This window comes from Novosphingobium sp. MMS21-SN21R (assembly GCF_031846015.1).
Classification (GTDB): Bacteria; Pseudomonadota; Alphaproteobacteria; order Sphingomonadales; family Sphingomonadaceae; genus Novosphingobium.
Map to the genome: position 1 here is coordinate 229434 of NZ_JAVRDU010000003.1, position 23416 is coordinate 252849.

The 23416-nt window shown below is 60.0% G+C and carries 18 protein-coding genes; 9 read left to right on the plus strand and 9 right to left on the minus strand.

Features of this window, described 5'->3' with window-relative positions; genetic code table 11:
- Positions 1-281: 281 nt before the first annotated feature.
- From RM192_RS17315 to RM192_RS17325, 3 genes are read right to left on the minus strand one after another with little or no spacing between them, the layout of a single operon-like run.
- Positions 282-1328, minus strand: coding sequence for a nucleotidyl transferase AbiEii/AbiGii toxin family protein (locus RM192_RS17315; protein ID WP_311508891.1), 1047 nt, complete (start codon positions 1326-1328; stop codon positions 282-284).
- Entirely contained in the window at positions 1321-1929 is a 609-nt protein-coding gene (locus RM192_RS17320; RefSeq protein WP_304537579.1) for a DUF6088 family protein, read from the minus strand. The genes RM192_RS17315 and RM192_RS17320 overlap by 8 nt, the downstream gene beginning before the upstream one ends.
- A 19-nt stretch (positions 1930-1948) precedes the next feature.
- Complete coding sequence (locus tag RM192_RS17325; protein ID WP_311509238.1) at positions 1949-2194, minus strand: hypothetical protein; 246 nt, start codon at positions 2192-2194, stop codon at positions 1949-1951.
- Here RM192_RS17325 and RM192_RS17330 point away from each other — a divergent pair.
- On the plus strand, positions 2110-2979 hold the full coding sequence (locus tag RM192_RS17330) for an IS30 family transposase (RefSeq protein WP_311508892.1): 870 nt from the start codon (positions 2110-2112) through the stop codon (positions 2977-2979). The two genes, RM192_RS17325 and RM192_RS17330, sit on opposite strands and share 85 nt — an antisense overlap.
- A gap of 345 nt (positions 2980-3324) precedes the next feature.
- On the opposite strand, the gene RM192_RS17335 is transcribed toward RM192_RS17330, so the two are convergent.
- The 3 genes from RM192_RS17335 to RM192_RS17345 are packed head-to-tail and all read right to left on the minus strand — an operon-like array spanning position 3325 to position 8700.
- On the minus strand, positions 3325-6000 hold the full coding sequence (locus tag RM192_RS17335) for a glycoside hydrolase family 3 C-terminal domain-containing protein (RefSeq protein ID WP_311508893.1): 2676 nt from the start codon (positions 5998-6000) through the stop codon (positions 3325-3327).
- A 9-nt stretch (positions 6001-6009) separates the two neighbouring features.
- Positions 6010-6873: a GDSL-type esterase/lipase family protein gene (locus RM192_RS17340; protein ID WP_311508894.1), complete on the minus strand. Its 864-nt coding sequence runs from the start codon at positions 6871-6873 to the stop codon at positions 6010-6012.
- Between the two features lie 60 nt (positions 6874-6933).
- On the minus strand, positions 6934-8700 hold the full coding sequence (locus tag RM192_RS17345) for an alpha-L-arabinofuranosidase C-terminal domain-containing protein (RefSeq protein ID WP_311508895.1): 1767 nt from the start codon (positions 8698-8700) through the stop codon (positions 6934-6936).
- 195 nt (positions 8701-8895) lie between these two features.
- Here RM192_RS17345 and RM192_RS17350 point away from each other — a divergent pair, with 195 nt between their 5' ends.
- On the plus strand, positions 8896-9588 hold the full coding sequence (locus RM192_RS17350) for a TetR family transcriptional regulator (protein WP_311508896.1): 693 nt from the start codon (positions 8896-8898) through the stop codon (positions 9586-9588).
- Here the strand turns inward: RM192_RS17350 and RM192_RS17355 are convergent.
- The 3 genes from RM192_RS17355 to RM192_RS17365 are packed head-to-tail and all read right to left on the minus strand — an operon-like array spanning position 9542 to position 13202.
- Positions 9542-11347, minus strand: a complete 1806-nt coding sequence (locus tag RM192_RS17355) for an acyclic terpene utilization AtuA family protein (protein ID WP_311508897.1) — start codon at positions 11345-11347, stop codon at positions 9542-9544. The genes RM192_RS17350 and RM192_RS17355 overlap by 47 nt on opposite strands.
- Positions 11344-12303, minus strand: coding sequence for an alpha/beta hydrolase (locus RM192_RS17360; RefSeq protein ID WP_311508898.1), 960 nt, complete (start codon positions 12301-12303; stop codon positions 11344-11346). The genes RM192_RS17355 and RM192_RS17360 overlap by 4 nt, the downstream gene beginning before the upstream one ends.
- A 59-nt stretch (positions 12304-12362) precedes the next feature.
- Entirely contained in the window at positions 12363-13202 is an 840-nt protein-coding gene (locus tag RM192_RS17365) for a metal-dependent hydrolase (RefSeq protein ID WP_311508899.1), read from the minus strand.
- Between the two features lie 54 nt (positions 13203-13256).
- Between RM192_RS17365 and RM192_RS17370 the strand changes: the two genes are divergently transcribed.
- From RM192_RS17370 to RM192_RS17400, 7 genes are all read left to right on the plus strand, one after another.
- Positions 13257-14453: an epoxide hydrolase gene (locus RM192_RS17370; RefSeq protein ID WP_311508900.1), complete on the plus strand. Its 1197-nt coding sequence runs from the start codon at positions 13257-13259 to the stop codon at positions 14451-14453.
- Positions 14454-14566: 113 nt separating this feature from the next.
- Complete coding sequence (locus RM192_RS17375; RefSeq protein ID WP_311508901.1) at positions 14567-15247, plus strand: TetR/AcrR family transcriptional regulator; 681 nt, start codon at positions 14567-14569, stop codon at positions 15245-15247.
- Between the two features lie 40 nt (positions 15248-15287).
- Complete coding sequence (locus RM192_RS17380) at positions 15288-16943, plus strand: NAD(P)/FAD-dependent oxidoreductase (protein WP_311508902.1); 1656 nt, start codon at positions 15288-15290, stop codon at positions 16941-16943.
- Position 16944: 1 nt separating this feature from the next.
- Positions 16945-17859, plus strand: a complete 915-nt coding sequence (locus tag RM192_RS17385; protein ID WP_311508903.1) for an SDR family NAD(P)-dependent oxidoreductase — start codon at positions 16945-16947, stop codon at positions 17857-17859.
- 78 nt (positions 17860-17937) lie between these two features.
- Entirely contained in the window at positions 17938-19707 is a 1770-nt protein-coding gene (locus RM192_RS17390) for an amidohydrolase family protein (protein WP_311508904.1), read from the plus strand.
- A gap of 33 nt (positions 19708-19740) precedes the next feature.
- Positions 19741-21207, plus strand: coding sequence for an acetyl-CoA acetyltransferase (locus RM192_RS17395; RefSeq protein WP_311508905.1), 1467 nt, complete (start codon positions 19741-19743; stop codon positions 21205-21207).
- A complete protein-coding gene (locus tag RM192_RS17400) occupies positions 21204-23342 on the plus strand; it encodes an acetate--CoA ligase family protein (protein WP_311508906.1) in 2139 nt (712 codons plus the stop codon). The genes RM192_RS17395 and RM192_RS17400 overlap by 4 nt, the downstream gene beginning before the upstream one ends.
- The last annotated feature ends 74 nt before the right edge of the window (positions 23343-23416 follow it).

The following is a 23416-nucleotide window of genomic DNA, read 5'->3' on the forward strand; positions in this document are numbered from 1 at the left end:
CCATCTCGTTTATGACGTAATGAACACGTTTGGTTCATTGTGTCTTATAGAGAGCAGGATTCGCCGGAACGGTAATTGACCCAGATCAAATTTGCGCAGGCTCCTGCGCAGCCGAATGCCACGGGGACAGCACGGGCACGCGCTCCCGTATTTTACATAACTATTATTATCGATCTTGGATTTTCGCAGCCAGGTAGAGATGTCATTGCCCGCCTTGGGTGGGCTGTTTCTCCCACAAATCGTGCGGATCTCTCCCATCGCCGTGCCGGTGCCCTTGCGAGCTAGCCGGCCGCATTGATCCGCTTCTCAATCTCCGCGAGGCGGGACACCAGTTCTTCGAACGCCGGCGGATCCTCCATGAACATTTCCGCCATGGCGGCGTAGTCCGCCGCAAGTTCGTCGCGCATCGCGTCAGTGACCGAGAGCCGCAGTGTGCCGAGCTGCGCCGTGCCGTAGGAGGCCTTGGCATCAGCGAAGAGCAGACTCTTGTTCCTGACGACCTGCTCCAGCAGCACTCGCTCGGTCAGCGCACGCTCGGTGATCCCGGAGGCGTCGAGCATGAACACATCGTAGAAGTGCCGCGACAGGCCTGGTCGCAATTTGCCGCTGTGGTGCAGCGCATGCAGGATCGTCGCCTTCTCCCAGTAGGTCCTTTCGAGCGCAAGCGTTGGCACGGCAGTCACCGCATCGGGCACTTCGCCCGGAAAGTCCTCGGCGACATAGGGCAGGATATTCCGCTGCTCGAATGGCTCAGGGTCGCCCCTTGCCCCGAACTCGAGCTTGATCCGCGGCTGCACGTAGCCGGTACGCCCCCCATAATTATTGCCATAGTCGAGACCGTAGCCCGAGGATGCCGGGTAGTTGAACAGGACGGTCTGCCGATCCTTGTCATCGGGATCTGCCTCGATGCTCCAACCATCACGGGTGCCCAAGGCATCCTCGATCGCTTGCGCGAGCGTCGGAAGGAGGATCGTTCCAACCCAGTCTTGCGCGGCAGCGCCGAGCGCCTTGCCGCGCCGTTCGCGCTCCTTGCCGCTGATGTCGCTCGCCATCGGCGGAGCAACCTCGCCGAGCAGCGGCGCTGAGCGATTGATGGTGAGATCGATGTCCTCTGAAAACCGTTTGATGATCCCGAATGCCTTCGAGAGCGAGGTCCCGCCCTTGAAGGTCAGGACCTTGGCCAGCTCGGGTAAGCCCATCAGCCGGCGCAGGGTCCAGCACACCCAGAAGTCCTTCTCGACGATGAGCGGCGTGAGGTCGCGGCGTGCGGCTGCTTCGGCGAAGAACGCCCGCCGATCTTCGGCAGGCCGCCGGGCAAATTCATCCATGGTGCGCCGCCCCGATCTTCAGCACGACATCGCCCATCCAACCGGGCATCTGCGCGCGGCCCTTGAGCAGTGCCTGCACATCCTTGTCATCAAGCCGCGCGGCAAGCTGCGAAATCGCATCAGCATCGACGTTGGCGCGCCCCAGTCCAGCCAGATACTGGACCACGCCGTTGGCAGCCTCCGAGGCATTGCCCAGCACTGGTGCGCGGCTGTGCTTCAGCGTGACGCTTCGGCCAGCGGCTTGGCGCACGCGGGTTCGTCCTGTCGTCGCATAGCTCGTCCTGGCAGGCACTTGCGTCGACAGGCCAAGCCTGTTCGCCGCTACCGCTGCCGAGGGCGCGAGCCGGTCGCCGCTTTGCGCCGATACGGCCTGCGCGATCATCTCGGCATCGGGTGTCAGCGCGCCCAGCTTGTCGTGCAGCTGAGGATAGTCGTAGAGGCCGCGCCCGATCCGGCGGATCTCCCCAGCCTGCGCTAGGCGCGACAGTGCCATGTCGACCGAGCCGCGTGTGCCGAAGTCGATGAAATGCTTGGGGGTGAATACCCACCCCCGCCCCTTCGCGCGAATGCGCTTCATGATCTTGTCGGCCATGGCGGACATGATTCGTGTGCTCCTTTCGTTAGAAACTAGCACACATATTTCTAACAAACCATACCTCCGCAAAAGGCCTCTCTTTGGCCATGATGATCATAATCACCGCATGACTGCTGATCATCAGCACCAGCGTTCCGGCCGTCCGCTGATGATGATCAGCAGAGTGCCGGAAATTGCCGGTCAGAAGTGAAGGAGCTGCCCCATCAAAGTTGCCGCACTCGGTCCCGCGCGCCTTGCTGGCGCGCTCCTGCGGGTGCGGGGTTTCCTGCATGTGGCGGCAAGGTCAACCGTGATCGTGAGCTTGCCGCGCGCATCGTGGAGCATCTTCAGCAATGTTGGACACCAGAGCAAATTGCTGGCCGCTTAAGGCTCGATGAGGCCAATCCCATCACTGTCTGCCACGAGACGATCTACCAGTTTGTATACGGCACAAAAGGTCGTCAGTTAGGCCTCTGGAGCCACCTGCCGCGCCAGCGGAAGACGCGGCGCCAGCGCTATGCGCGCAAACCGCGAGGCCTGAATATCCCGTTGGCAAACACCATCGCAGAACGTCCCAAAGAGATTGCCGAACGCAAGCAGTTTGGTCACTGGGAGGGCGATCTCATTGCTTTCAGGAAAGAATTTGGAAAATCCAATCTTACCTCGTTGGTCGAACGGCGCAGCCGATATATCGTGCTCACGCGCAACCCCAGTCGCCATTCGATCGGTGTCATGGCGGGGATTGAACACCACCTTGGCCCCCTTCCCCAGACCCTTCGGCAAAGCATTACGTTCGACCGCGGCACCGAGTTTGCGGCATTCGCTACACTCAAGACAAAACTCGGCATGACGAGTTATTTCTGCAAGCCATCAGCGCCCTGGCAGAAGGGAAGCGTGGAGAACAGCAATGGTCGCATCCGCCGCTTTCTGTCGCTCGATACTGACATTGCCGCACTGCCCGATTCTGATCTGGCAGCTATCATCCAGAGGCTGAACAACACGCCGCGCAAGTGCCTCGGATTCCGAACACCAACCGAGGTCATTGGAGAACAAATCGCAGCCCACATAGCGACTTGAATTTTGTTGCCGGGGGTGGGGCGAGCCCCACCCCCGGCAAAACGCTACACTCTCACCGGGAGTTCGCACTTCAAATAGAAATCACATTGGTAGCGTCCATCAGACTATGACTCTTGCCTGAGGCTCGCGCATGGCTCCTTGTTCAGTTGCCATTGCGCATCGCTAATGCAGCGATTATCGTACAAAGTTGAGCTAAGGGGTCTCTCAAATCAACCAAATGCACGATAAAGGCGATTGGTTGGGCAGGCAGTCCAAGCCAATCGCCTCCGGTTCTAGCCGAGGTCTTGCAATCCATGCCGGGATTGCCCTCAGGTTCGCTGGCAACAGGAAGCTGAAAGCCCTCTGTCAGTTCGGCAGCTTCGACGTCGTCTTGATGGCGAAGGTTATGGAACGTGTCGGCAATTGATCACCCGGTTGTCCGCCGCCAACAGAAATTGTGTAGTTTCCGGCCAACACCTGGGTCTGTCCTTCCGGCGAGACCGAGCTCAGGTCACGGGGGCTGAGTTCAAAGCGCAACGACCGTTTTTCGCCCGGTGCCATGCTGATCCGCTGGAACCCACGCAGTGCAACCTTTGGCGTACCGGGCGCGGCGGGGAAATTCAGATAGAGCTGGGCGACCTCGTCGCCGGAACGCCTGCCTACATTGGTGACTTCGGTTTCCACCACTGCACCCATCGCACCGGTTTGATCGCGCAGGCGCACCTTTACCGGAGCATAGGCGAACTTAGTGTAGCTGAGGCCGTGGCCAAATGCATAGACCGGCTTGCCTTCAAAGTAACGGTACGTGCGGTCCTTCATGGCGAAATCTTCAAAGGCGGGCAGCTGGGTAACGTCGCGGTAGAAGGTGACCGGAAGGCGGCCAGCAGGATTGGCGAGGCCTGCCACGGCCCGGCCTACGGCCAGCCCACCCGCCTCGCCGGGATACCAAGCCTGAATGATGGCGCTGGCATTCTCTTTTGCCCATTCAAGGTTGATTGCGCTGCCGCTCATATTGATTACGACGAGCGGCTTGCCGGTGGCCTTGGCGGCTTTGAGCAAGGCGATCTGGTCGGCCGGAAGATCAAGCGAAGTCCTGTCCCCGCCATTGAATCCGGGCAGTTTGATCGAAGATTCTTCGCTTTCCAAGGTGGAATTGATGCCGACTACAGCCACAATCACATCGGCATTGTTGGCTCCCGCTGCAAGATCAGCTTCGGGTTGGCGCGAAACGCGCTGCCAGTTCAATTCGCCGAAGTGAAGCGCGGGAACCTGCACGGCGAAGGTGAACGGATACCGCTGACCGGCAACCAGATCTACCGTCTGGAAGACTGGCATGACCGCAGGGTTGAAGCCGTTCTTGATCTCGACCTTGGGCTTGTCGGCAAATTCGAACGTCCCAGCAATGGTCCTGGCGCCAATGCGGTACGTGCCGGTTTCAGGTGCGACAATGAAGCCTGATGCAACTGCCTTGCCGCCATCGGGCAATTGCGGCTGCGTGAACAGCTCGGAACTTACCAGGGGTTCAATGCGGGTAGTTGTTGGCGTTTCTGCCGGCGTGGCAGTGAAAGCACGCATGAACTTGTCCATCAGCGTCGTCGGCGCAGGCTTGCCGTCGGGCTTGAACGGATAATAGCGCATGGTCACGCCGGGCTTGCCGTCCTCGCTCAACAGGGCGGATGTCGGGATGACATTGCCGTCCGATACGGATTCACCAGCGGGAACAAAGGTGATCTGTGCGTCTGGCAGCGCAGCCTTCATTCCGTCTAGCACCGAGGGCAGATCGGCAGTTTCCCGGCTCGTATAATTGCCGCGCAGCACCCGCCGCGAATCCGCAAGCGGGCCGACCAACGCGATCTTCACGCCCTTGCGATCGAGTGGCAGCACGCCGTCATTCTTGAGCAGAACCAGCGTCTGTTCGGCGGCGGCAAGTGCCAGCGCGCGATGTTCAGGGGTGTTGATAGACGAGGTCGCTAGCGCAGGCCTGGCAGACTTGCCGTCCACCAAACCGAGACGGATGCGCGTGGTCAAGCCGCGTGCGACCGCGCGATCAAGGTCGGCCTCCGCGAGTTTGCCGGTCTTGACGGCCTTGACGTAATTGTCCGACTGGCCAAAGGAATTGCGATCAAACAAGCTTTCGGTCGCGCATTCGATGTCGAGCCCGGCGCGCACGGCCAGTGCCGACCCTTCTACGATGTCAGGTGCAAATTTGTGAGCGCTTGAAATGTCGCGCACTGCGCCGCAGTCTGAAACCACTGCGCCAGTAAAGCCCCAGTCCTTGCGCAGGGTTTCCTGCATCAGGAACGTGTTTGCGCAGGCTGGTTGGCCGTTGATTGCGCTGTATGCACACATAACCGATCCGGCATGGCCATCCACCAGGGCCGCACGGAACGCAGGCAGATAGGTGTCACGCATGTCGTGAACTGACACATTCACATTGGCGGTATGGCGTGTCGATTCCGGGCCGCTGTGGACGGCGAAATGCTTGGGCGTGGCGACAATTTTTGGCGCGTCGGGATTCGGTCCTTGCAAACCGGTCACATAGGCAACGCCCATCTTGCCGGTCAGGAAAGGATCTTCCCCATAGGTTTCCTGACCACGCCCCCAACGTGGGTCACGAAAGATATTGAGGTTGGGTGACCAGTAGGTGCGCCCTGCACCCAGTTCCAGCGGCGTGCCGGCAGCAACCATTGCATCGCTCGCTTCGATACCTTCGACTGATATTGCTTCGGCAATCTGCTTTAGCAGCGGTGCGTTGAAGCTGGCGGCAAGGCCGACAGGTTCGGGAAAATTGGTTGCGTGCGGATTGAAGGCAAAACCGTGCAGGGCCTCGCTCCACCACTGGTAATCAGGCAGATTGAGGCGGGGTATGGCAGGCTGCGAGTTGATCAGCTGGCTTGCTTTTTCCTCCAGCGTCATCTGGGCCACGATGGCGGCGGCCTGCTGTTCGGGCGTGGCGGCAGGCTTCGCAAAAGCAGGAGCAGTCAGGCAAAGCGCCAGCGCGGTAGCCACGGTCAACGAGGCGATGGAAGATGGGTTTCGCATGATGGTCTCCTAGTTCGCCACGCGGGCGAGTGTTTTGGTCAACAATGGCCGCATCAAAGCGTAGCCATCGCGATTGGGATGCAGACCATCGTTGGCCAGCGCCGCGGCGAATGCCCCTTCTTTGTCAGCAAGCATCGGCGTGTAGTCGATAAAGACGACGCGTTGCTGCGCCGCCAGTTGCATCAGGCGACTGTTCACCGCAGCGATCCGCGGACGCAGGTCTTCGGTCGGTCGTGCCATGAATGTCTTGGATGGAGTCATCGCCGCCAGCACCACGCGGATGCCGTTGGCCTTGGCCATGTCGATCATTGCGCGGATATTGTTGACTATCGCCTGATCAGACGTCGGGCCGGTGTTGCCCAGGATATCGTTCACCCCGGCCATGATGTGTACCACGCGGGGCCGCAAAGCGACGACATCCTGATAGAAGCGCAGGAGGATTTGAGAGGTGGTCTGGCCGCCGATGCCGCGATTGATTGTCGTTGCATCGAACAGCGCGGGATCGCCCAGCTTCCAATTCTCTGTGATTGAATCACCCAGAAAGATGACCTTCGGCCATAACCCGCTGGCCTGAACTTGATCATTTTCTTGCTGGTAACGGCAGAGATTGGGCCAATCCTTTGCCCGCTGCTCTGCCGCCGACTTCTGCAATTCGCCCAGTCGCGCCATCGCCCCCGGTGGCAATGCAGCTATAAATTCACCAAGATTGCCGATCTTGCGCGGCTCTATACCCATCTTGTTGATGAGTTCGAGGTCCGGATTGGCGCTGGCATTGTCCGCCGAGCATGATGGTGCATTGCCCGGTTGGGCGGCGGTTTCGGCTGCCGCACGGACTGCGGGCACCATGCTGAACATAAGCGCAGCACCCAGCACGCCAAGTCTTGGCTTCTTCATTCCGGTCAGCCTCTCATCTTATCGTTTGGGGCCAATTTTTTATGGCTCGAGCCGGACAACGGTGACCGAGTGGGGCGGCAAAGTCAGTGACACGACGCCATTGCGAGCCGTTGCCGCAACCGGCTTGGGTGCAACTGTGGCTGGTGCGTCAAAGGTGTTGACGCTGGCGAAACTCGGCGCAGTCAGCACTTCGCCTTCCGCACGGCTTGCCGACACGCCGGGGACGTTGGCTTTCACCACCGATTCTGCGTTAGGATCAAGGTTGACCAGTGCCAGCCACACCTTGCCGTCCTTGCCGCGCGCGGCCAGCGCATCGACCTTGGGCAGGGTGATCTTGTCGAACTTGTATTCACCGGCGTTGAATGTGACCGGCAGGAGCGTGGCATCCTGGAACGGCACGTACATCTTGTAGACGTGGTAGGTTGGCGTCAGGACCATTTTTGGCCCTTCGGTCATGATCATGGCCTGCAACACGTTCACCATCTGGGCGATGTTGGTCATGCGCACACGGTCTGCATGACGGGCAAAGATGTTCAGATTGATCGCAGCAGCCATCCCGTCACGCAGCGAGTTCTGCTGGATCAGGAACATCTGTTCGGTGCCTTCCTTCGGCTTCAGCCAGACACCCCATTCATCAACCACCAGCGCCACGTGCTTCTTGGGATCATATTTGTCCATGATCGCAGAATGCTTGGTCACGGTGCGGTCCATCCATTGCGACTGCATCAGGACGGTTGCATATTCCTTTTCGCCGAAGCCTTCGGCAGGTTCGTTGAACGGTAACGATCCCCAGGTGTACTGGTGCAGCGAAATGCCGTTGATGTCCCAATAGATCGGGCTGCGTGTCTTCCACGCCTTCATGATCACTTCGGTATAGGACGGATCGGCACTGTTCGGCCCTGCGGCAACGAATTTCATGCCTTCGGGGTTGCTGGGCAATGAATCCATCGGCTTGCCAGCCATCAGATCCTTGGCGATCAGCGAGAAATCAATTTTCGGCGCGGCCTGCGCAGGATTGTAGTTGTGCACGAAATGCGCAAACGTCTTCATCTTGGTGACGTATTCTTCACCAGTGTACGGCCCGCCACAACCCCACATTTCATTGCCGATGCCCAGATACTTGACCTTGTAAGGGGCTTTGCGGCCATTGGCAGCGCGTTCCTTGGCAGCCGAAGCGGGCGCCACGGCGGTCATGTATTCCACCCAATCTGCCGCTTCCTGCACCGTGCCTGATCCGACATTGACCGAAATATAGGCTTCCGAACCGATCTGTTCGGCAAAGTCCATGAATTCATGCGTACCAAAGGTGTTGGGTTCAACCGCGCCAGCCCACACCGAATTGACAGTGGTCTTGCGCTTGGCCACGGGGCCGATCGCATCGCGCCAGTGGTATTCATCGGCAAAGCAGCCGCCCGGCCAGCGCACGACCGGCACCTTGATGGCTTTGAGCGCGCTCACCACGTCGCTGCGGACACCGCGCACGTTGGGAATGCGTGATTCCTTGCCTACCCAGATGCTGCCGTAAATGCCGTTACCAAGATGCTCGGCAAACTGGCCGAAGATGTCGCGATTGATGACCGCGCCGGGTTGATCGACCTTGACGGTCAGCTCTCCAAGCGGGCCAAGAGCGGCAGGTGCAGCCGGGGCGACAGGTGTGGATGCAGCCGGTGCCGCAGGCGCTACGGGCGCTGCTGTCTGGGCTTGCGCAGATACCGAGCAAAGCAGGGCAAACGTGGTGGCAATCCGGCGCAAGGCAGAAGCGCTTGGTGCAGAAATCGTGGGAATCGGCATACCCTCTCCGGTCATTGTTCGGATCACCTTTACGTGGGCTTCGCCCCCGTGGTGCTGGCCCGTGGTGCTGGTTGTGGCATAGTTTGGATATCGGGATGTTTCAACGAGATATAATTCAATTGAACAATTTTTATCGATCCGCCATTCCGGCGCGGCTCCAATGCTTTTGGAAACTTGGCGACAGCTGGCCGCAACAGGAGAATGTCTGGCATGCGACGCAAAGTTGAAGCACCCTACCCCAGAGGCGAGGAAACCCGCGCCCGCATCCTTGATATGGCCATTGAACTGTTCGGTAATCTGGGGTTCGACAGCGTTTCCACACGGCAGATTGCAGCAGCGGCGGCAGTCCCGCAGGCGTCCTTGCGGTATTACTTCGTCAACAAGCAGGGGCTTTACATTGCCAGCCTTGAACGGGTGCAGAAAAGGATATTCCACCGGATGGAAGCGGCGTTTGAAAGCGCCGAAACGCTGCTTGCCGATGTGCAGACAGACGCCGTACGGCTGATTGATACCTTCTGCGCGCTGCAAGCCGCCATGGTCGATGCCATGATTGCAGACGATGCCGGAACGGCGGCGCTTATGGTCATCCGCCATGACCTGCCCTCGGCAGGCGGGGAAAGCGCGCTATCGGGCGATGAAACGGCCATTCTGCAGATGGGCACCTGCTTTGCCCGCATGATCATGAAGATCAGCAGCAGTCAGTTGGATGAACAATCTGCGGCCAGAATTGCCGGGCTTATCAACGGGCAGCTTACCAACATGTACTTGCGCCGCAATCGCTTGGCCCAGGACGGATGGGACATCACGCCTGAGCGACTGGCCTGGATCAAGGACATGATCGCATTGCACACCAGAGCTATTTTGAATGTCCATCATGCAGCCCATGGTAAAGGGCCGGACTGACCGCGACAGGATAATCCAGAAGCAGTTGCGCCATGCCTTTTGCCACCGGATCAATCCAGGTTGAAGCAAGGACGCCGCCTTCCATCGAATTCATCACGACAAAATTCAACGCTGACAAGCCCGGAACGCTGAACAGTTCCACGCAAAATGGGCCGCCCTGCCCCAATACGCGGCCATAGTGTTCCCCGACGCTCTTCTGTGTCAGTGCAGCAGCGATATAGGGCAGGAAAGCCGCATCGCGCGCGATGACCGCGACGTTGAACAGATTGCCCTTATCGCCGCTTCTGGCCCATGCCAGCTTGATCAGTGGCACACAAAGCGCAGGGTCTGCATCTTGCGCAGGCGCTGGCATGGCCGGCATTGAAATGGGCCGCGGGGCCGCTTTGGCATCGGTGGGAACAGCAAAGGCAACCGGCTGCCCTTCAACTGTGGCGCGTTGTGAAACGGCAGATTTCGGCAACAGGAAACCGGCTATCCGCTGTACCGGCCTTACCGCCGCGCCAAGGCCCAGCGTCGTGCCCACCGACATGTGGCTGATGGCAGACCCTTGTTCGCGCACCAGCAGTTGTGCGCCTTCCTGATCTGCGTGATCGGCAACAATGCGGCATATTGCAGTCGTGGGGCCGCTGCCCTCACCGCCGAAAACATCGCAGCGGGTCCGTTCAAACGGCGGCAACTGGCTGTCACGCAGCATCGTATTGGCGCGCGCAAACAGCTCTTCGCCGGTGCGTTTTGCCTTGGCCGCCGCTTCAAGGCCGATGATCGGAAGCGTGGCCGTGGCGCGCCAGCCCTGATCGTACGTCATGCTGGCCTTGTAGGTATCGGTCCGGCCAAGTCCGCGCGCGCCGCTTACCTCAACCCGGTTTGGGCCGAGTTGCACCAGCTTCACATCGGAAAAGTCGCAGATCACGTCGGCCACGTAATAGCGCTGCGGATCGCTGACTTCGTAAAGCAGTTGTTCCGATACAGTGCCGACCGAAACCAGTCCGCCGGTGCCTTCGGGTTTGGTCACGATCAGGCTGCCATCAGCGCGACATTCGCCCACTGGCATGCCGATTCCTGCCCAATCGGGAACATCGCGCCAATCGGTGAAGGTGCCGCCGGTGACTTGCGCTGAACATTCCAGCAAATGTCCCGCCAGCGTGCCTGCGGCAAGCAGGTCGAAATCGTCAGGCCCCCAGCCGAATTCATGGATCAGCGGGCCAAGCGCCAGCGCGCTGTCCACGGCGCGGCCTGTCACCACGATATCTGCGCCCGCTGCCAGTGCCGCTGCAATCGGGAAAGCGCCGGTATAGGCGACAAGACTGTTCAGGCGGTCGGCTGATTGCAGCTTTTCCTGGACTGATGTGCCGTCAAACATGTCTGCCGTGGCAGCATCGATAAATTCGGACGCGCGTTCGGTCAGATTATCGCCTTCGACAACGCCCACGCGTACTTTGAGGCCTGCTTTGTCCGCCGCCGCGCGGATGGCATCGGCGCAAGCGGCAGGGTTCAACCCGCCTGCATTGGCAACGATGCGGGTGCGCCGGTCCAGCAGGGTTGGCAGATGCGGGGCGATATAGCCGTGGACGAAATCGGTGGCGAAGCCGGAACCAGTTCCCGCAGCAAGTCCGCGCCCAAGTCCGCCCATCACGGATTCTGCCAGAAAGTCGAAGATGATGTAATCGAGCCGCTCAGCCTTGGCCAGCAACTGGGCGATACCCATGCGACTGTCATTGAAGAACGCCGTGGCCGCTCCGATCCGGATGGTCTTGTTCATGCTTCACCACCGTTCAATGCTCGCCTTATGGCCGTGCGTGCCACACGCCGTGCTTCGCGTGAGACGTGTGCGTCATAAACGCCAAAGGCATGGAATGCGCCGGGCCAGACGTGCAGCTCCACCGGCACCCCTCCCCGCGTCAGGCGGCGCGCGTATTCAAGCGATTCTTCGAGGAACAGATCAATCGCGCCGATATGAATGTAAGTCGGCGGCAGGCCCGACAAGTCTTCAGCCATGGCAGGCGATGCGTGGCCGGGCACGGCGCTGCGGTCCATATCGCCCAGCAATGCGTCCCAGCCAAAACGGTTGTGTGCATGCGTCCAGCCAAAGTGGCCTGTATGCGGGTGGTCGCTGGCTGGGCTGCGATGATCGAGCATGGGTTCGGCCAGATATTGGAAGCAAGGCATCACCGTTCCGCGATCGCGGGTAAGCAGGCACAGCGCAGCGGCAAGCCCTGCCCCTGCGCTTTCGCCAGCCACAATGATGCGGGTTGGATTGACGCCCAGTTCCTCGGCTGCGCCATGCAGCCACAGCAGTGCGGCATAGCAATCTTCAACCGGTCCGGGGAACCGCGTTTCGGGGGCTAGCCGGTAGTTTACCGATACAACCACGCAATCCATCTCAACCGCATAGGCGCGGCTGTTGGGGTCGCTCATTTCAGCGCTGCCGCTGACCATGCCGCCGCCGTGGACGTGCAGAATTGCAGGTCGGGCCGCATCGCTGCGGTTCGCTGGCGTATAGACCAGAACCGATACGTCAGGCGATCCGGCGGGGCCGGGAATGTGCCGCACATCGCACTGGACGTTCCGCAATGCTTCGGACGTGGGCTTGGGGATAGCCGCGACCATCTGTTCCAGCATCACCCGGTACTGCGGCAGGGTTTCGTTGGTGATGGCTTGCGTCAACGGTCCGTCGATGCCCGCGACAAGTTCGGGGTCAACCAGGTGGCGGCTCATCATCTCTCCCAAATCAGGCAATCGGGTGCTGCTTTGCACCTCTGATACTTCGACGATTATCAGGCAGGAACGGGATTGTGCGCTAGCAAGTGTTCGCTGGTCATGTCGGCCCCGCCTTCATAGCGGCTCCGCCAAGCCTTGTAATAGGCCGGAACATGCCCGCGTTCAGGATTGTGCCACGGCATTTGCGAGCCGATGATACCGGCGATCATCCTGAACGTGGGCCATGCCGGAATACGGGCAAATGCGCCTTTGGTGCCACAAGTTGGTGCGCCCGGTACGTGTTTGGCAAATCCGGCATGGATCGCTTCGACGTCGGACTTTATGTGACGCAGCACCTTGCCCAACTGCTTCATCCGATAGAAGCGGCTGCCGACCACATGGTTGTAGACCGTGATCGCCGAGCTGCGATGTTCGATCTCTTCACAGAAATGCCATAGCATGAGTGCGGTGATGCGGGGATCGCCACCACCAAACAAGGCTTCGCGGTGTTCGATGATCGTGCCGAACAGTGGCGTGAACGTGGCTTCGATATTGGCAGCATAGGCCAGATGGAAGTGCAGATCCTCGTTCTTGTACAATTCGTCATAGCGCGCAACGCTGCCGTCGAGCACTTCTTGCAAACCAGGATAACGCGTCAGCAGCGCTTTGATGTGCTTTTTGTGGGCCTGCGAATGCACCATTTCCTGCGCATTGAACGCGCGTGCCTCGGCAAGGATGGCGGGATTGGTGATAAACTTTTCGGCATCGCGCATGGCTTTGCACATGTAATGTTCAAAACCGATAACCTGGAACGTTACGGCATTCATCATCATTCCGAACGGCTGATTGCCGGGGTGCCAGTCAAACTCCACGCCATCGAAATTGAAGGGAAGTTTTCGCACCTCCAAATCGCTCATCAACACAGTCCTTGCATATTGCACAGGCGCGCGCCTTGTGAAACATTGTGTATCATGCGTCAGAATGCGCGTAAAGACGCCCGAGAGCGTCCTGTCGGGAGAAGCGGTTTGTCTAACGCCATCACGCCTTTTCAACTGGCCGTTCCAGAAGCGGAACTGGCGGATTTGCGGCGCCGCATCGCGCAAACGCGCTGGCCTGAACGTGAGGCCGTGGACGGCGCGCAGCAAGGCGTGTCTTTGGCCGATGCGCAGGCGTTGTGCGCTTATTGGCATGATTCCTATGATTGGCGGCGGTGCGAATCGCACCTGAACGCATTGGGCCAATTCCACACGGAGATTGACGGGCTGGGCATTCATTTCCTGCACGTCAGATCCCCCAACCCCGATGCCTTGCCCTTGATCCTGACGCATGGCTTGCCGGGATCGGTGATCGAATTCCTGAAGGTGATCGGACCTCTGACTGATCCTGTGGCGCATGGCGGCAAGGCCGCTGATGCCTTCCACGTGGTGGTGCCCAGCCTTCCCGGATACGGTTTTTCAGACCGGCCTGCCCGCGCTGGCTGGTCGGTTGAACGGATTGCGGAGGCGTGGGTCGATTTGATGCGGCGGCTGGGATATGCCCGGTTCGTGGCACAGGGTGGCGATAGGGGGGCTGCGATCACGTCGGCAATGGCGCAAATTCGGCCACCGGAACTGGCTGGCATCCATTTGAATTTCGTCGTTGCAACACCTGCGCCTGAAGATCTGCCCTTTTTGACCGACAAGGAGAAGCAGATGCTGGCCGATGTGCAGCGCCTCAGTGTTGAAGGCACCGGGTATTCCAGCATTCAGCGCACCCGCCCGCAGACTCTGGGGTATGGGTTGACGGATTCACCGGCAGGTCAGGCTGCGTGGATTTTCGACAAGATGATCGCCTGGACCGATAGCGGCGGTGATCCACTGTCCGTGCTTGGTTATGATGAAATTCTCGACAACATCATGCTGTATTGGCTGCCGGGCAATGCGGCATCTTCGGCACGGCTATATTGGGAAAGCTATCAGAACTTTGCCGTACACGGCACGGACCTGCCGGTGGGGTGCAGCATTTTTCCCGGCGAAATGATCCGGCCATCGCGCGCCTGGGCCGAGCGCAAGTTTCCCAATCTGATCCATTGGGGTGAACTTGCGCGTGGCGGCCGCTTTGCAGCGTTTGAACAGCCCGCGTTGTTTGTCGATGAACTCCGCGCCACGTTTGCAGGGCTGCGAGGGTGACGCCACGCGGGTTGCAAGTGCAGTGGTTTACGACCGGCACTTCACACGATACACGGTGTTTCACACGCTGGCCCGGCAGAGCAAATACGCGGGAACAAGCTGGGAGATGGCGGTTGGCAAGCGAAGGTGTGAAAAGTCAGCCGTCGATTGGTGCAAAGCTTACCGGCAGTTCAAAGCTGACGGGCCTGTTTGCCTATAATGACCTGCGCAAGCAGACCAACCGCGATAGGCTGTTGATTGCGGCAACGAACCTGTTTTGCAGCAAGGGGTATGCCGCCGTTTCGGTCGAGGATATTACCAGCGAAGCCGGCGTCAGCCGGGTCACGTTCTACCGCCACTTTCCATCAAAGGCGGCCGTTGCGCTGGAGCTGTTTCAACGGGCCGGCGAAATTGCGGGACCACGTCTGACCGCAATCGGCGCGCGCGATTTTCGGGATCGGGCAACGGTCGTGCAATGGCTGGCTGATTTTTTTGAATTGAACCGGGAAATGCGCGGGATTGTCCGGGTGTTAAGCCAGGCCAATGTGGTTGAGGACAATTTCTCGGCCGAAGTGCGGCCGTACATCTTTGACATGATTACCGCGCTTGGGCGCACAATCCCGGCTTTTGCGGCTGCGCCGGATGATCCCGATGGTGGCAAGCGTTATGTGCGGGCGTGGCTGCTGCTTTATACAATTCTGGATCAAAGCAATCACGCTGTGACAACCGAAAGCGTTTCGGCCCATCCGCAGATGATCGAGATTCTGGCCGACAGCTTTCTGGAGTTTGTCAGCAGCAGTGAGACTGCGGATTGAGATTGTCGGTTAATGACTTTGTATTTTGGGAGAGGTTGGCATGGGTGATGTGAACGCCGCGACAAGCGCCGGACCACCTGTGCCGCGGCGTGTCGACGTTATTGTGGTTGGCGCAGGCTTTGCCGGGCTTTATGCGCATTACAAACTCCGCCAGATCGGGCTGACGGCATTCGGTTTTGAAGGTGCGCCCGATGTTGGCGGCACATGGTACTGGAATTGTTATCCCGGTGCGCGCTGTGACGTGGAAAGCCTCGATTACTCCTATTCCTTCGCGCCCGAATTGCTGACCGAATGGAAATGGAGCGAGCGCTTCGCCACGCAGCCGGAGATCCTGAAATACGCCAATTATGTGGCCGACCGTTTTGACCTGCGCCGCGATTACCAGTTCGATACGAAAGTCATCGCCGCTGATTTTGAAGAGGCTGCAAACGAATGGGTGGTCAAGACCGACCGGGGTGACACGGTGCGCTGCCGCTATTTTCTGGCGGCTGTTGGCGGCTTGTCGGTGCCCAAAGCGCCGGAGATTGAGGGCATTGAAACCTTCAATGGCCGTTGGGTGCAGACCGGCAACTGGCCCAAGGAGCCGGTTGACGTCAAAGGCAAGCATGTGGCCGTGATCGGCACCGGATCGTCTGGCATTCAGTGCATCCCTTTGCTTGCCCAGGATTCGGCGCATCTGACCGTGTTTCAGCGCACCCCCAATTTCAGCGTGCCTGCGCACAACGGCCCGATTGATCCGGCCTATGAAGCGCGAGTGCGGGCCGATTACGCTGCACATCACAAGCGAAACCGTATGACGAAGGGTGGTGTTCCGCCCCGGATCAATACCGGCGTTTCTGCCATGTCGGTTTCTGCACAAGAGCGCCGTGCAAAGTTTGAAGAAGCGTGGAATTTCGGCACGTTTGCGCTGCAATCTGTGTTCAATGACACCAGCAGCAATCCTGATTCCAACGCCGCCGCCGCTGCATTTGTCCATGACAAGATCCGCGCAGCGGTGAATGACCCGGCGCTTGCCGAAAAGCTGCTGCCCACAACTTTCCCGTTTGGCACCAAGCGCTTGTGCCTCGACACCGGATATTACGCGACCTTCAATCGCGATAATGTGGATCTGGTTGATCTGCGCGAAACGCCGATTGAACGGATCACCCCTGCCGGCATTCAGACGACTGCCGGTGAATATCCGTTCGACCTTATCGTTTTTGCCACCGGCTTTGACGCGGTAACAGGCCCGCTGTTTGCGCTGGGGCTGACCGGGATTGGCGGCATCAGTCTGAAAGATGCTTGGGCACAAGGGCCACAAAGCTACCTTGGGCTGATGGTATCGGGTTTCCCCAACATGTTCACTGTCAATGGCCCGTCCAGCCCTTCGGTTCTGGCGAACATGCTGCAAACCATCGAACATCACGTAGACTGGATTGTCGATTGCATTGCGCACATGGAAATGAATGGCCTGGTCCGGATAGACGCCGATCACGACGCGCAAGTCGCTTGGGCGCACGAGGTTGCAAGCATGGCCGAACAAACGCTCTATACCAAGGCCGACAGCTGGTACATGGGCGCAAATGTGCCCGGAAAACCGCGGGTTTTCCTGATGTTTATTGGCGGGCTTGATCGCTATGTCGAACGAGTGGAACGCATTGTGAGTGAAGGATACAGCGGGTTCAACTTTGTGCCCGCCAAGGCAGGGAATGAATGAGATGAAGCTTGCAGGATCAGTCGTTGCCATCACTGGCGCAGCAGGCGGGATCGGCTTTGCGCTTGCCCAGGAGGCAGTGCGGCGCGGCATGACGGTGGCCATCTCCGACATCCGGGAAGCAGCTCTGGAACAAGCCCGCGCCGCGCTTGCCGCGATGGGTGGCGATGTGCTGGCGGTGCAAACCGACGTCACCAAAAGCGCCGAGGTCGAGGCACTGGCCGCAGCAACGGTTGCGCGGTTCGGCAAGGTCAATGTGCTGATCAACAACGCCGGTGCGTTTGTCGGCAGTCTGGCTTGGGAAACGCCCGAAGCACAGCTGGACTGGATCATTGACCTTAACGTCAAAAGCATCGCCCACGGCATACGTGCATTTGTGCCGCGCATGATTGCGCAGGGCGATCCGTGCCACGTTGTGACAATCGCGTCGGCAGCGGCCATCACCGTCTATCCGGGCTACACGTCCTATTCGTCCAGCAAACATGCAGCACTGGCACTGACCGAGGCGCTCTATCTTGATCTGGCAGCCGAAGGCATTGGCAATATTGGCGTGACCATCGCCATGCCGACGATCATCGAAACCGATATCATGTCGCCCGAGAAGGCCAGCCCTGCCGGATTGGCGCTGGGCGAAGGTGGCAGGTTCAAGAACCGCACGGTGCGCGCAATGGAACAGATGATGCGCAATCATGTGGCCAGTGGCCACGCGATGAGCGCGCAGGATATGGCGCGCCAGACATTCGATGCGGTGGCCGAAGGGCGGCTTTACGTTCTGCCTGGCCATGATGGTCCGGCTGACGTTGCCAAGGCATGCGCCATTGCCAATGGCCGTGCAAAAGGCATCGATGCGTACCCGCCGATCATTGATGGCATCATGCAATCATTGGAACGCGCCGAAGCAAAGTCTGCACAAACATGAATGCAGGGCCTCGTCGCAAGGCGGGGCCCGAATTACCGTGATCCGGACACAAGCACCGGGGGCGAGAGGATGAATGCGATGACGGCACACTATGATATCATCATTCGCGGCGGTCTTGTGGTCGATGGCACTGGCGCCGAACCGGTGCTGGCCGATGTTGCCATTGCCGGTGGCATCATCAAGGCGGTTGGCACAGTTGACGGCACCAGCAGCGAAGTGATTGACGCTGCCGGTTTGCTGGTCACGCCCGGCTTCATTGATCTGCACACCCATTACGATGGACAAGCGGTGTGGTCGCAGCGGATGAACCCGTCATCCTCGCACGGGGTTACCACGGTGATTCTGGGCAATTGCGGGGTCGGCTTTGCGCCATGCCGCCCCGAAGACCGTGATCTGCTGTGCGCCACGATGGAAGGCGTTGAAGACATCCCCGGCGTGGTGATGAAGGAAGGTCTGACCTGGGACTGGCAGACCTTCCCCGAATTCATGGACGTGCTGGCGGCCAAGCCGCGTGACATCGACATTGCGGTATTTGCGCCCCATTCGCCCATTCGCGTCTATGCCATGGGTGCGCGCGGCGCCGACCGGGAAGAGCCGACCGGCGATGACCTTGCACAGATGGGCAGCCTCATCCGCGAGGCGGTTGAAGCAGGCGCGCTGGGCTTTGCCACGTCCCGCACGGCGGTGGACCGGCGCAACGATGGTGAATACATCCCCAGCTTCGATAGCGGCGAGCCCGAAATCGTGGCTGCGGCGCAGGCGGTCAAGGATGCTGGCGGCACGCTGATCCAGATGATCCCGGAACTGGGCATGACCGGTCTGACACCGGAACAGGAATTCGGGCTGATGAAGGGCGTCAGTGATGCGGTGGGCCTGCCCATCACCTTCACCGTGGTGCCCGGACGGAAAAACAATCCGCATTTCTGGCGTGAACTGCTGCGGTTGGCGCAAGAGCACAATGCCAGAGGCGGCGCCAAGATCCATCCGCAATATTTTCCGCGTCCGGTCGGAATGCTGGCCAGTTTCGATCTGACAAGCAATCCCTTCGTCAACACCCCTGCCTACAAGGCGCTGGCACATCTGCCCTTGGCGCAGCGCGTGGTGGAATTGCGCAAACCTGACGTAAAAGCGCGCATTCTGGGTGACAATCCAGACGAAGCACTGCTGCCGCTGACGGCGCTGACGCGGCAATATGACGTGATGTTCCAATTGACCGATCCGCCTTGCTACGAACCGGAACCGGGATCGAGCATTGCCGAACGAGCCGCGCGCGAAGGCCGTGCACCTGATGAAGTGGCCTATGACCTGCTGCTTGAAAACGATGGCAAGGGCATGCTCTATGTCGCGTTCGGCAACTGGCCGGGTGACAGCCTTGACCACATGTTCGCGTTTTTCGATGATCCCGATTGCGTCATGGGCCTGGGCGATGGCGGCGCGCACTACGGACTGATCTGCGATTCCAGCTATCCATCGTTCGTGCTGTCGCATTGGGTGCGTGACCGCAAGGGCCGCAAGCTGACGATCGGCGATGCCGTGCGCCGCATGACCACGCAGCCGGCGGCGCTGGCCGGACTTGACGATCGCGGACGGATTGCGCCGGGATACAAGGCAGACATCAACGTGATCGACCTTGCCCGGTTGACGCTGCATGGTGCGCAGATCGTCGATGACCTTCCCGGTGGCGGGCGGCGGCTTGACCAGACGGCCAGCGGGTATCGCGCTATGCTGGTTTCGGGCCAGATCATCACCCGCGATGACCAGCCGACCGGCGTTTTGCCGGGACGGCTTGTGCGCGGACGGCAAATGCAACCCGCCGCAGAGCTGGCCGCGACACTGGCTGACGCCTGACCTTCGAAACCCGAAGCGCTTAAGGAATATTGTATGTCACGCGATCCATCGCGCATTCCGGTTATTGTTGGCGTTGGCGAGGTTAATGACCGGCCGCTTGGCGATCAGGCCGGGCAGGACAGTGTGCAATTGATGCTGGGCGCGCTGGCCGCTGCCAATGCCGATGCAGGCGGCGGTTGGATGGAGAGATGCGCGCGCATTTTCGTGGTGCCGCAATTGTCGTTCAGCGAAATTGACGTGCCTGCAGCGCTGGCGGGGGCAACCGGCATGGCACTTGGCGATATTCGGCAAGCCGATGTGCCATCTGGCGATACGCCGGTCCGCCTGTTGAACGATGCCGCCAATGCCATTGGTGCAGGCGAAGTGGCGGTTTGCGCGATTGTGGGCGCCGAGGCGATGCGCACGGCGTTGCGCAGTGGCAAACCGTTGTTCCCCAACGCGGCAAAATCTGCACCGGCGCTGCGGCGGCGCTATGGGTTGCTGCAACCTTCCGAGATCTATCCACTTTACGAAAATGCATCCCGCGCGGAATTGGGACAGTCACTGGCCGAAGGTCAGGCTGAAACGGGCGCAATCTGGTCACGGATGTCCGCTGTTGCCGCCCAGTCCGAGGGCGCGTGGCTGCGCCAGAGCAAGCAACCGGACGAGATCATCGTACCGTCTGTGGACAACCGTCCGATTGCCTTTCCCTATACCAAACTGATGATTGCCAATGCTTCGGTCAATCAGGGCGCGGCGGTGATCGTAACGAGCCTTGCCGTGGCAAGACAGGCAGGCATTGCCGAAGACCGCATCGTGCACATCGGCGCTGGCACAGCAGCGCATGAACCGCATGAGGCAATGGACAGGGCAGGCTGGACCACGCCTGCAGGGATGCAGACCGCCATCGAGGAAACGCTGGTGCGCAATCACATCGGCGTTGCAGACCTTGATCATGTGGAGCTTTATTCCTGTTTCCCATGCGTGCCCAAAATGGCGCGGCGCGTGCTGGGCTGGCCGGCTGACCGGCCGGTGACGGTGCATGGCGGCCTGACCTTCGGGGGCGGACCGGTCGCCAATTACATGTCGCACGCCATTGCCGCGATGGTGCGCAAGTTGCGCCACGGCGGGGGCACGGGGTTCCTGTTCGGCAATGGTGGCTTTTGCGAACACAACCATTGCATCGTGTTGTCCGCCAGCCCCCTGCCCGACATCGCCTTTCCGCAGGACTATGACGCGCAATCCATCGCCGATGCGCGGCGCGGTCCGATCCCGCCGCTGACCGATATGCGTGAAGGCCAGTTCCCGGTCGAGACGTATACCGTGGTCTATGACCGGAATGGCGCGGCGCAGTATGGCATTGTCTTGTCCCGCACAGATGATGGCGCGCGCATCATCGCAAAAGTGGCTCCCGATGATGCACGGTCGCTAGCATTTCTGACCGATGGCAAAGCCGAACCCGTCGGCCAGCTTGGCCATAATGCGCGCGCGGGGGATGCGCTGATCTGGACCGCGCCATGACCGGCGGCGAAGGCCTGTCCGCGGCGCTCGACCGGCTGTTTTCGGCCACGGACATTGCCTTGATCGGCGCGTCAGACCGCTCCACCTGGAGCCATATGATCGTGCGGCGGTTCCGCGATTTCGGCCATCAGGGGCAGCTTCATGCGGTGAACCGTGAAGGCAAGAGCGCACATGGCCTGCCGGGCTATCGTTCCTGCCGTGACATTGCCGATCCGGTGCAAGCGGCGATCATTTTCGTTCCGGCACAAGCCGTTGCCAGCGCAATGGAGGATGCCGCCGATGCCGGTATCACCAGCATGGTCGTGCTCAGTTCCGGCTTTGCCGAGGCCGGCGCGCAAGGCGAGGCGTTGCAGCGTGAACTGGTGGCAACAGCACATCGGCGCGGTGTGACCTTTTTCGGGCCGAACTCGCTGGGCTTTGCCAATATTGCCAGCGGCGCAGTGGCGACGGCGATCGGCACCCGCGTCCCGGTGATCAAGGGCGGCATTGCCATTGTTTCGCAATCGGGCGCAGTCGCCAATGAAATCGCCAAGTTCGCGCATCAGCAGGGCATCGGCCTGAGCTTTGTCTGCGCGACGGGCAATGAAGCGATGGTCGGGCTGGCCGATGTGGTCGACTATCTGGTCGATGATCCGGCGACGCGGGTCATCACCGCTTATGTGGAATCCGTTGGCGATACCGAAAGGCTGCGCAAGGCCGCGCGCCGCGCATTGGTGGCCAGAAAGCCGATTGTGCTGATCAAGGTGGGGTCAAGCCCGGTTTCGGCACAAGTCGCCCGCGCTCACACCGGGGCGCTGGTGGGCGATGACCGGGTATTCGATGCCGCGTGCCATGAACTTGGCCTTATCCGTGTGCGGTCGATCGAGGAAATGATGGTCACAGCGGCGCTGGTTGATGCCAGCGGTCCGCTGGAACGCCCCGGCATCGCGCTGGCATCGGTATCGGGTGGAGGGTGTGGTATGTTTGCCGACCTTGCCCAGCAACATGGTGTGCCGATACCACCATTTTCGCCTGCTACATGTGTGAAACTGCGCCAGTTGCTGCCCTCGTTCGCCGCCTCGCTCAATCCGCTGGATATGACCGGAGCGGTTTTGCAGGACCCGTCTTTGTGGGCCCGCGCCTTGCCGATCCTGTTCGATGATCCGGGCATCGGGCTGGTCGTCACGCTGATTGCCATGCCCGGAACCCAACCAGAAATGGCGACGTGCGAAGCGCATTGGCCGGTAATCGCCAAAGCCTATCGCGATGCAGGAAAGCGGCCCCTGCTTATCACGCAGGTAATTCAACCGATGGGGCCGGAGGCGCAGCAAGTGGCGCAGGCGAGCGGCCTGACCGACATCATCTTCGGCATGGATTTTGGCGCCCGCGCCTTGGGTCATCTCGCGCGCTGGTCCTCCCGGATTGCGGCGTCCATGGCAGAGCCGGAACCCGCCGCGCCTCTTCAACCGATCCCCCGGCCAATCGGAGAGCGTGCAGCGCTGGAGCACTTGTCATTACATGGCGTGCCGGTTGTGCCGGGGGTTGTCGTGACCAGCGGCGCTGATGCCGCCGCCGCCGTGCAGGCACTTGGCGGCAAGGCCGCGTTAAAGATTGCCTCGGCGCAGATCGAGCACAAGACCGAAGTTGGCGGGGTGCAGCTTGGCATAACCCCCGACAATGCCGCGCGCGCCTTTACAGAAATCTGCGCAGATGTGGCTCGCGCAAGGCCCGATGCACAGTGTGATGGCGTGATCGTATCACCCATGCGATCGGGCGGACTTGAGCTTTTCGTCGGCATTACCCGCGATCCTGATTGGGGCCTGGCGATTTCCGTGGGCCTTGGTGGGGTGTGGATCGAGCTTCTGAACGACAGCGTTGTGCGACTGCTGCCGATCACCGACGCCGATGCGCAGGACATGCTGCGCTCATTGCGAGCAGCGAGATTGTTTGATGGCTATCGCGGAGCCTCGGCAATCGACACGGCAAAACTGGCAGAGGCAATCGTCGGCATCGCAAACGCGGCCATTGCGCTTGGACCAAGTCTTGCTGTGCTCGAGATTAACCCACTGTGGGTGCGTGGGAGTTCCGTTGAGGCGTTCGATGCGCTGATCGTGTGGGAGGAACGGCATACGGAGCCAGATTTCCTGGAGTATTGAGCATTTCGCGGTGCCGAAAAATCTGCAGCTTGCGCAAGCTGGAATAGCCAACTAAATAATGCATTGAGCAAGGT

Excerpts from the sequence above, each read along its gene's own strand:
- RM192_RS17345 (WP_311508895.1), bottom strand. The coding sequence starts at position 8,700 with ATGACCGGAGAGGGTATGCCGATTCCCACGATTTCTGCACCAAGCGCT.
- RM192_RS17350 (WP_311508896.1), top strand. The coding sequence starts at position 8,896 with ATGCGACGCAAAGTTGAAGCACCCTACCCCAGAGGCGAGGAAACCCGC.
- RM192_RS17325 (WP_311509238.1), bottom strand. The coding sequence starts at position 2,194 with ATGCAGGAAACCCCGCACCCGCAGGAGCGCGCCAGCAAGGCGCGCGGG.
- RM192_RS17395 (WP_311508905.1), top strand. The coding sequence starts at position 19,741 with ATGTCACGCGATCCATCGCGCATTCCGGTTATTGTTGGCGTTGGCGAG.
- RM192_RS17355 (WP_311508897.1), bottom strand. The coding sequence starts at position 11,347 with ATGAACAAGACCATCCGGATCGGAGCGGCCACGGCGTTCTTCAATGAC.
- RM192_RS17335 (WP_311508893.1), bottom strand. The coding sequence starts at position 6,000 with ATGCGAAACCCATCTTCCATCGCCTCGTTGACCGTGGCTACCGCGCTG.
- RM192_RS17385 (WP_311508903.1), top strand. The coding sequence starts at position 16,945 with ATGAAGCTTGCAGGATCAGTCGTTGCCATCACTGGCGCAGCAGGCGGG.
- RM192_RS17380 (WP_311508902.1), top strand. The coding sequence starts at position 15,288 with ATGGGTGATGTGAACGCCGCGACAAGCGCCGGACCACCTGTGCCGCGG.
- RM192_RS17360 (WP_311508898.1), bottom strand. The coding sequence starts at position 12,303 with ATGAGCCGCCACCTGGTTGACCCCGAACTTGTCGCGGGCATCGACGGA.
- RM192_RS17315 (WP_311508891.1), bottom strand. The coding sequence starts at position 1,328 with ATGGATGAATTTGCCCGGCGGCCTGCCGAAGATCGGCGGGCGTTCTTC.
- RM192_RS17320 (WP_304537579.1), bottom strand. The coding sequence starts at position 1,929 with ATGTCCGCCATGGCCGACAAGATCATGAAGCGCATTCGCGCGAAGGGG.
- RM192_RS17390 (WP_311508904.1), top strand. The coding sequence starts at position 17,938 with ATGACGGCACACTATGATATCATCATTCGCGGCGGTCTTGTGGTCGAT.
- RM192_RS17365 (WP_311508899.1), bottom strand. The coding sequence starts at position 13,202 with ATGAGCGATTTGGAGGTGCGAAAACTTCCCTTCAATTTCGATGGCGTG.
- RM192_RS17370 (WP_311508900.1), top strand. The coding sequence starts at position 13,257 with ATGCGTCAGAATGCGCGTAAAGACGCCCGAGAGCGTCCTGTCGGGAGA.
- RM192_RS17400 (WP_311508906.1), top strand. The coding sequence starts at position 21,204 with ATGACCGGCGGCGAAGGCCTGTCCGCGGCGCTCGACCGGCTGTTTTCG.